The sequence below is a fragment of the Paenibacillus sp. EKM10P genome (genome assembly GCF_011800655.1).
Classification (GTDB): Bacteria; Bacillota; Bacilli; order Paenibacillales; family Paenibacillaceae; genus Paenibacillus; species Paenibacillus polymyxa.
Map to the genome: position 1 here is coordinate 1 of NZ_JAALET010000118.1, position 269 is coordinate 269.

The 269-nt window shown below is 65.8% G+C and carries 1 protein-coding gene; it reads right to left on the minus strand.

The features are described from left to right. Positions 1-269: AMP-binding protein (locus tag HFE01_RS26710; RefSeq protein WP_167442928.1), on the minus strand; the 269-nt coding region annotated here is incomplete at both ends.

Sequence of the window (269 nt, forward strand, 5' to 3'; positions counted from 1 at the left end):
TATTCCCGCCGGTAGCCCGCCGCCGTGTTCACCAGGCTGCGGTGCTCGATCATCACGCCCTTCGGCTTGCCCGTCGTCCCCGACGTGTAGATCACGTACGCCAGATCCTCCGGACGGGCTTCATGGAAGCTGTCGGCATTCATCCGCTCCTCGCTGTACGAAGTTTCGTCGTCCAGGTACAGCACCGCCGCCAGCGCCAGCTCCTCTTCGCCGAGCCAGGCTTCGGCGCGCTCTCGCAGCGCCGTTTGCGTCAGCAGCACCTTCGCTCC